The 8,216-nt window shown below is 68.7% G+C and carries 5 protein-coding genes; 1 reads left to right on the top strand and 4 read right to left on the bottom strand.

Annotation, left to right across the window (positions count from 1 at the left end; all coding sequences use genetic code 11):
• From ABY44_RS27435 to ABY44_RS27425, 3 genes are all read right to left on the bottom strand, one after another.
• Nucleotides 1-1,201: efflux transporter outer membrane subunit (locus ABY44_RS27435; RefSeq protein WP_431642740.1), on the bottom strand; the 1,201-nt coding region annotated here is incomplete at its 3' end.
• 2 nt (nucleotides 1,202-1,203) lie between these two features.
• Nucleotides 1,204-4,383, bottom strand: coding sequence for an efflux RND transporter permease subunit (locus ABY44_RS27430; protein WP_060174536.1), 3,180 nt, complete (start codon nucleotides 4,381-4,383; stop codon nucleotides 1,204-1,206).
• Nucleotides 4,380-5,489, bottom strand: a complete 1,110-nt coding sequence (locus ABY44_RS27425; protein WP_060174535.1) for an efflux RND transporter periplasmic adaptor subunit — start codon at nucleotides 5,487-5,489, stop codon at nucleotides 4,380-4,382. The genes ABY44_RS27430 and ABY44_RS27425 overlap by 4 nt, the downstream gene beginning before the upstream one ends.
• 185 nt (nucleotides 5,490-5,674) lie before the next feature.
• On the opposite strand from ABY44_RS27425, the gene ABY44_RS27420 reads away from it, so the two are divergent.
• Nucleotides 5,675-6,295 carry a TetR/AcrR family transcriptional regulator gene (locus ABY44_RS27420; protein ID WP_027787313.1) on the top strand — a complete coding sequence of 207 codons (621 nt, stop codon included), beginning with the start codon at nucleotides 5,675-5,677 and terminating at the stop codon, nucleotides 6,293-6,295.
• Between the two features lie 96 nt (nucleotides 6,296-6,391).
• On the opposite strand, the gene ABY44_RS27415 is transcribed toward ABY44_RS27420, so the two are convergent.
• Nucleotides 6,392-8,125 (bottom strand): ClcB-like voltage-gated chloride channel protein, encoded by a 1,734-nt coding sequence (locus tag ABY44_RS27415; RefSeq protein ID WP_431642741.1) that lies wholly within the window; start codon nucleotides 8,123-8,125, stop codon nucleotides 6,392-6,394.
• Nucleotides 8,126-8,216: the final 91 nt, after the last annotated feature.

Below are 8,216 nucleotides of genomic sequence, written 5' to 3'. Positions count from 1 at the left end.
CGCCGAGCACGGCCTGCTTGTACTGGTCGACGGCGGCCTCGTAAGTCGCTTTCGCCGCGCGGCGCTGGGCGAGCAGCGCGCCGCCGTGGAAGATCGGCTGGCTCAGCGACGCGCCGACGTTCCAGATCGCGCCGGCGCCCGACAGCATCGCCGGCCAGCTGAAGCCGCCTTTGCCCATCGCGGCCGACAGCGACAGCTGCGGGAACATCTGCGCGGTCGCGAGGCCGACTTCGGCCGCGGCCGCCTTCAGCCCCGCGTCGGCGGCCTGGATGTCCGGGCGGCTTTGCAGCAGGTCCGACGGCACGACGACGGGCACCTGTTCGGGCAGGTGCAGATCGGCGAGCGTGAGATCGGCCGGCGGCCGGTCGGGCGTGCGGCCGACCAGCACCGCGAGCGCATGGCGGGCCGAGTCGCGCTGCTGGCGCAGCGCGGGCAGGCTCGCCGCGAACGTGTCGGCGCTTTGCCGGGCGTTCAGCGCGTCGCTGCGCGAGGCGGAACCGAGTGCGTAGCGGCGTTCGGCATCGTGCGCCTGGTCGTTGGCGAGGGCGACGAGCCGCTCGGTCGTGTCGATCTGCGCATTCAGCACCGATACCGTGATCGACGCGGTGACGATGTTCGCGGCCAGCGCGCGCCGCGCGGATTCGAGCTGGAACGCGCTGACGTCGACGCGTCGCGCCAGCGCGCGGTTCGCGAAACGCGACGCGCCGAACAGGTCGATCGTGTAGCTCGCCTGCAACTGGCCGACGAACGTGTCGTACAGCAGCGTCGGCGCGCCGAGCGCGGGAATCGGCACGCCGAGCGCGCGCTGGCGCGCGGCCTGGCCGCTCGCGTCGATCGACGGCAGCATCGAGCTGCCGATCTGCCCGCGCAGCTGTTCGCGTGCGGCATCCAGCGAGTGCGATGCCGCACTGAGCGTCGGGCTGTTGCGCAGCCCTTCGTCGACGAGTGCGTTCAGCGCATCGGAGCGGTACTGCTTCCACCAGTCGGGCACCGGCTGCGCGCCGACCTCGAACTGCTGCGCGACGCCTTGCGCGGACACGGTCTGCTGCACTTGCGGTGTGGTGCCGTAGTGCGCGGGCGACGGCATCGCGGGCGGATCGCCGCTCGGCGCGAACCAGGCGCAGCCCGCGAGCGGGCCGGCGAGGCTCGCCACGGCGAGGGCCCGCACGGCTTTCGTTTTCAGGTTCATCGATCGATCCATGGTCAGGCTCCCGACGGCGCGGCCGGCATGCTGCCGCCGGACGGCGGGCCGTTCTGCGGGTCGCGTTCGTCGCGCTTCACGCGGAACCACGTCGCATACAGCGCGGGCAGGTAGAACAGCGTCAGCACGGTCGCGCTCGTGATGCCGCCCATCAGCGCGGTCGCCATCGGCCCGAAGAAGTTCGAGCGCAACAGCGGGATCAGCGCGAGCACGGCGGCCGCGGCCGTCAGCGTGATCGGGCGGAACCGCCGCACGGTCGCGCCGATGATCGCGTCGACGCGGCCGTGGCCGGCGGCGATGTCCTGTTCGATCTGGTCGACGAGGATCACCGAGTTGCGCATGATGATCCCGAACATCGCGATCACGCCGAGCATCGCGACGAAGCCGAACGGCTGGCCGAACATCAGCAGCGTGGCGACCACGCCGATCAGCCCGAGCGGCGCGGTCAGCACGACCATCAGCACGCGCGAGAAGCTCTGCAGCTGGATCATCAGCAGCGTGAACACGGCGATCGCCATCAGCGGCATCTGCGCATTGATCGATTTCTGCGCCTTCGCGCTTTCCTCGACCGACCCGCCGATGTTGATCTGGTAGCCGACCGGCAACTGCGCGCGCAATGCGTTCAGCTTCGCGTCGACCGCATGCGTGACGTCGATGCCCTGCGCGCCGGCGCGTACGTCCGACTGCACGGTGATGGTCGGCTGGCGATCGCGCTCCCACACGACGCCGTATTCGAGCGTCGGCTTGAAGCGGCCGAGCGAGCCGAGCGGCACCGGGCCGTTCGGGGTCGGCAGCGCGAGGCCGGCGAGCTTCGCGGGGTCGACGCGATCGGCCTTCGGCGCGCGCAGGTCGACCGCGATCAGCTTGTCGCGTTCGCGGTACTGCGTGACGGTCGTGCCGGACAGCGTCATCGCGAGGAAGCTCGAGACGTCCTGCGACGTGACGTTCAGTTCGCGCGCCTTCTTCTGGTCGATCTCGAAGCGCACCGAGCGCTCGGCCGGCTCGTCCCAGTCGAACTGCACGTTGACCGTGCGCGCGTCGCCGCGCATCGTCGCCGCGACCTTCTCGGCGATCGAGCGGACCGTCGCGATGCTGTCGCCGCTCACGCGGAACTGCACCGGGTAGCCGACCGGCGGGCCGTTCTCGAGCCGCGACAGCCGCCAGCGCACGGCCGGGAACTGTTCGCGCAGCGTGGTTTCGAGCCAGGTCGCGAGCTTCTCGCGATCCTTCACCGATTTCGCGGTGATCACGAACTGCGCGAAGTTCGGCAACTGAAGCTGCTGGTCGAGCGGGAGGTAGAAGCGCGGTGCGCCGCTGCCGACGAAGCTCACCGAATGATCGATCTCGGGGCGCTTGTCGATCACTTTCTCGAGGCGCTCGGTCTCGCGCAGCGTCGCCGCGAACGACGCACCTTCGGGCAGCCGCAGGTCGACGAGCAGCTCGGGGCGATCGGAACTCGGGAAGAACTGTTGCGGCACGAGCGAAAAGCCCATCATTGCCACGACGAACAGGGCGCCCGTGATCAGCAGCACGACGAAGCGCCGCTCGATGCACCAGTCGATCCAGCCGCGCAGGCGGCGGTAGAAGCGCGTGTCGTAGATGTCGTGCTCGTGATCGTCGGGCAGGTGCGCCTCGTGCGCGTGCCGCTTGCGCTCGGGCAGCATGTGGTAGCCGAGCAGCGGAATCAGCACGACGGCCGCGAACCACGACGCGATCAGCGCGATGGCCGACACCTCGAAGATCGAGCGCGTGTATTCGCCGGTGCTCGATTTCGCGAGCGCGATCGGCAGGAAGCCCGACACGGTGACGAGCGTGCCGGTCAGCATCGGGAACGCGGTGCTCGTATAGGCGAACGCGGCGGCGCGTGCGCGGGTGTAGCCCTGTTCGAGCTTCACGGCCATCATCTCGACCGCGATGATCGCGTCGTCGACGAGCAGCCCGAGCGCGAGCACGAGCGTGCCGAGCGACACCTTGTGCAGCCCGATGTCGAACAGGTACATGAAGAGGGCGGTGACCGCGAGCACGACCGGAATCGAGATCACGACCACCATCCCGGTGCGCAGGCCGAGCGACACGAGGCTCACGACCAGCACGATCGCGACGGCTTCGGCGACGGCTTCGAGGAAATCGTCGACCGAATGCGCGACCGCGTGCGGCATGCTCGACACCTCGACCAGCTTGAGGCCGGCCGGCAGTTGCGCCTGCAGGTCCTTCGATTCGGCGTCGAGCGCCTTGCCGAGCCGGATCACGTCGCCGCCCGGCTGCATCGTCACGCCGATGCCGAGCACGGCCTTGCCGGCTGCGCCTGAGCCGGCCGCACCTGAGCCGCCCGCGCGCATCTGCGTGACGACCGGGTCGTCGTAGCCGCGCTTCACGGTCGCGAGATCGCCGAGCCGGAACGTGCGGCCGTTGATGCGGATCAGCGTATCGGCGATCGCATCGACGTTGTCGAACTGGCCGCTCGGGCGCACGAACACGCGATCGTCGGCGGTCGTCAGCACGCCGGCCGACGAGATGTCGTTCTGCGCGTTGATGGCCTGGCCGAGCTGCTGCGGCGAGATGCCGAGGCGCGTGAGCTGCGCGTTGTTCACCTCGATGAAGATCCGCTGGTCAGGGTCGCCGAAATAGTCGACCTTGCCGACGCCCGGCACGCGCAGCAGCACGGTGCGCAACTGATCGGCGTAGTCGTGCAGTTGCGCGGGCGTGAAGCCGTCGCCCTCGAGCGTCCAGATGTTGGTGTAGACGTCGCCGAATTCGTCGTTGAAGAACGGGCCCTGCACGCCGGGCGGCAGCGTATAGCCGATGTCGCCGACCTTCTTGCGGATCTGGTACCAGGTCTCGGGCACGTCCTTCACGGGCGCCGAATCCTTCATCGTGAAGAAGATCAGCGATTCTCCGGGGCGCGAATAGCTGCGCAGGAAGTCGATGGCCGGCGTTTCCTGCAGCTTGCGGCCGATCCGGTCGGTCACCTGTTCCTGCACCTGCCGCGCGGTCGCGCCGGGCCAGAACGTGCGGATCACCATCACGCGGAACGTGAACGGCGGGTCTTCGGACTGCGCGAGCCGCGTGTACGCGAGGATGCCCGCGAGCGTCGCGAGCGCGATCAGGTAGACGACCAGCGCCTGGTGGCGCAGCGCCCACGCGGAGAGATTGAAGCGGCCTTCTTCGTACGAAACGCTCACGATGCGAAGTCCTCCGGATGCAGCGGCGCGATCGCGCGTACCTTCTCGCCCGCGCTGACCGTGTGCACGCCCTGCAACACGACGCGCTCGCCGGGCTGCAGCCCGTGCGACACCGTCACCGTGCGCTCGTTGAAGCGCGCGACGTCGACGCGGCGCAGCTCGAGCGTGTCGTCCTTCGTGCGCACGACCCACACGGCCGGCTGCGCGCCGTCGTGGAACAGCGCGGTCGCGGGCAGCGTGATCGACGGCGCGTCGCCGGCGGCCGGTGCGCCGTCGAACGCGACGCTGGCCGTCATCCCGAGCCGGATCGCCGGATCGGGCGCGGCGAGCGTGAGCTTCACGCGATACGTGCGGCTTTGCGGATCGGCGGCCGGCGCGATTTCGCGCACCTTCGCCGCGAACTGGCGACCGGGCAGCGACGGCAGCGTGACGCTGGCCGCGTGGCCGGGCGTGAGCGATGCAAGCGCGGCTTCGGGCACGTCGCTGACGACGTCGACGTCGCCGGACCACGCGAGCTGGTAGACGGGCTGGCCGGCCGACACGTTCTGGCCGGTGTCGGCCTGTTCGGCGGTGATGTAGCCCGCGTGATCGGCGACGAGCGTCGCGTAGCGAAGCTGGTTCCGGGCGAGCGCGAGCTGCTGCTGCGCCTGGTCGCGCTGCGCGAGCGCCGACGTGTAGCTGTTCTCGGTCTGTTCGAGCTGGGCGGTCGCGATCAGGTTTTCGCGCGCCTGTGCGCGGTCGCGGTCGAGCTGCTGCTTCGCGAACGCGAGGCTGTGCGTCGCGGCGTCGAGTTGCGCCTGTGCGCTCGCGGCGTTCTTCTCGACGTCGGACGGATCGAGCAGCGCGACGACCTGGCCGACCTTGACCGTATCGCCGAGGCGCACCTTGCGCTCGATGATCTTGCCGGCGATGCGGAACGACAGAGGGGTGGCATAACGCGGCTGGATCTCGCCGGGGAGCGTGCGGGCGACCGCGGCGTCGTCGGCATGGGCGGGCAGTGCGACGACGGGGCGCGGGGCGGGCGGCGCGGATTCTTTTGGATGACAGGCGGTGAGGACGAGCGCGGTGCCGATCAGCAGCACGGCGCGGGAACCGGAGCGATTCACGAAACCCCCAAGTGAGGTGAGAGCGAGAGCGGAACGAAGCCGGCAAGCGCGGCGCGCGCTTGCCCCGAGCGGCGCCGACAGGGGCGCGCGGACAGCATTTTCAGAAACTGTGGCGAATTCTAATACACACCTGTATCTGAGTGCAAAGATGAATTTGAAAGGGAATCGATGCTAGACTGCGCGCCATGAAACCACAGCGCTTAACCCGCGAGCAGAGCAGGGATCAGACGCGCGAACGTCTGCTGAATGCCGCGCATCGCATTTTTCTGAAGAAAGGTTTTGTGGCCGCGAGCGTCGAGGACATCGCGGCTGCGGCCGGCTATACGCGCGGCGCGTTCTACTCGAATTTCCGCAGCAAGTCGGAACTCCTGCTGGAGTTGCTGGAGCGCAACCATGCGCAGGTGCAGGCCGATTTCCAGGCGATCTTCGACGAGGGCGGGTCGCGCGAACAGATGGAATCGATGACGCTCGCGCATTACCGCACGCTGTTCGCCGACGACGAATTCTCGTTGCTGTGGGGCGAGGCGAAGCTGCAGGCCGCGCGCGACGCGAAGTTCCGCGTGCGCTTCAACCAGTTCCTGCACGCCAAGCGCGTGCAGATGGCCGAATTCATCCGGCGCTTCTCCGAGCGTTCCGGCACGCCGCTGCTGTTGCCGGCGGAGACGCTCGCGTTCGGGCTGATGTGCCTGTGCGACGGCGTGCAGTCGTATTACGCGGCCGATCCGCAGCACGTGCCGGCCGAGGTGGCCGAGTCGGTGCTCGCGGGATTCTTCGCGCGTGTCGTGCTCGGGCGTGCGCCGGACTGACGCGGCAGCGGATTCGTCGTGCCGCGTGCGATGCGCGGCAAAGGCGGGGTGCGATGAAGCATGCGGCATGCGCCGCGCCTCGTCGCGTCGTGCGAATCAGCGCTCGCCGGTCATCCGCCGGTACGCATCGAGCAGGGACGTCTTGTAGACGACGCCCGCGAGCGTCGGCTCGGCTTCGCTTTCGATCACCGGCAGGCGTTCGCCCTGGAACGCCATGAAGCGTTCGAGCGCGGTGGCGAGCGGCATGTTGGGCGTGAGGAGCGGAAACGGCGTGTGCGCGTAATGCGCGGCCGTCTTGTCGGTCGTGTCGCGCTTGTCGAGCAGGTCCGACGTGATGTCCTTCAGCGCGACCGCGCCGCGAAAGCGCCCGGCATCATCGGTGACGTACAGGTACTTCACCGGATATTCGAGAAACACGCGCGTCATGTCGGCGACGCTCGCCGTGAGCGGCACGACCGTCTGCGCGGGCTGGATCAGCTCGCGCATCTGCGTGGTGCGCAGGCGCAGCTTCTCCTGCGCGTCCTGGTAATGGTGCTGCGTGATTTCGTACATCGACGTCGTGCCGGTCGCGCGCGCGACGAAATACGCGAATACGCACGACACCAGCAGCGGCAACACGACCTGATAGCTCAGCGTCATCTCGAAGATCATCAGGATCGCCATCAGCGGCGCCTGCGTGGCGCCCGCCATGAACGCGCCCATCCCGACGATCGCGTACGCGAAGTAAGCCGACGTATGGCCGGGCCACAGCGCTTCCATCGCGAGCCCGAACAGCGAACCGAACACCGCGCCGACGAACAGCGTCGGCGTGAACACGCCGCCGATCGCACCCGAGCCGACCGTGGCGGAGGTTGCGATGACCTTGAACACGAGCACCGCGACCAGCGCTTGCCAGGTCCACGGCGAATGCAGGATCTGGTTGACGACGCTATAGCCGTTGCCCCATACGTCCGGCGTCCAAACCGAGATCACGCCGACGACGAGGCCGCCGAGCGCGAGCCGCACCGGCAGCGGCACCGGCAGCCGCTTGAAATGGTGCTTCGACGCGTCGAGCAGGTGCAGGAACTGCGGCGCGAGCACGCCGCACAGCGCGCCGAGCACGACGAACAGCAGCACCTCGGGGCCGGTGACGGCCGGAAACACCGGCATCTCGTACGGCGGCCGATAACCGGCGAATTCGCGCATCACGATGTTCGCGACGACCGACGCGACGACCATCGGGCCGAAGCTCTCCATCGCGATCGTACCGAGCACGATTTCCGACACGAAGAACGCACCGGCGATCGGCGCGTTGTACGCGGACGTGATGCCGGCGGCCGCCCCGCAGGCGACCAGCAGGCGCAGGCGCGGCGGGTCGAAGTGCACGAAGCGGCCGACGAGCGACGCGGCGAGCGCCGCGAGCTGCACCATCGGGCCTTCGCGGCCGATCGAGCCGCCGCTGCCGATCGTCAGCAGCGACGACACGCTGCGCCACAGGCTCTGCCGTACCGGCACGACCCCGTTGCCGAGCGCGACCGATTCCATGTAGTCGGTATTGCCCGCCTTCTTGTCGCCGCGCGTCGCGAGCAGCAGCACGCAGCCGGCGAGGAAGCCGCCAGCGGCCGGCATCCAGAATCGCACGTACCACGGCAGGCGCTTCGCCATCTGCACGAAGCTGCCGCTTTGTCCGGAGATCAGGTGCTGCATCAGGTCGATGCCTTCGCGGAACGCCATCGTCGCAAAGGCGCCGCCGACGCCGACGATGGCCGACCAGATCAGCATCGTATGGGCGTCCGACAGGCGGAACAGCGTTTGGGCGCGAGTGCGCAGCTTCAGCAGGAACGAGAGCACGGCTGAAAGAGGGCGATGGAAAACGACGCGAAGCATAGCACTGCGACGCGCCCGCGGGACCATCCCGGCGGGCGCGTCGCGCGACGTGTCA

The sequence above is a fragment of the Burkholderia sp. ZZQ-2 genome (genome assembly GCF_050768715.1).
Taxonomy (GTDB): domain Bacteria; phylum Pseudomonadota; class Gammaproteobacteria; order Burkholderiales; family Burkholderiaceae; genus Burkholderia; species Burkholderia cepacia.
The sequence above is the reverse complement of the archived record's forward strand: the minus strand, read 5'-3'. Positions and strand labels throughout refer to the sequence as shown.

Coding starts and splice junctions, on each gene's coding strand:
- ABY44_RS27420 (WP_027787313.1), top strand. CDS start 5,675: ATGAAACCACAGCGCTTAACCCGCGAGCAGAGCAGGGATCAGACGCGC.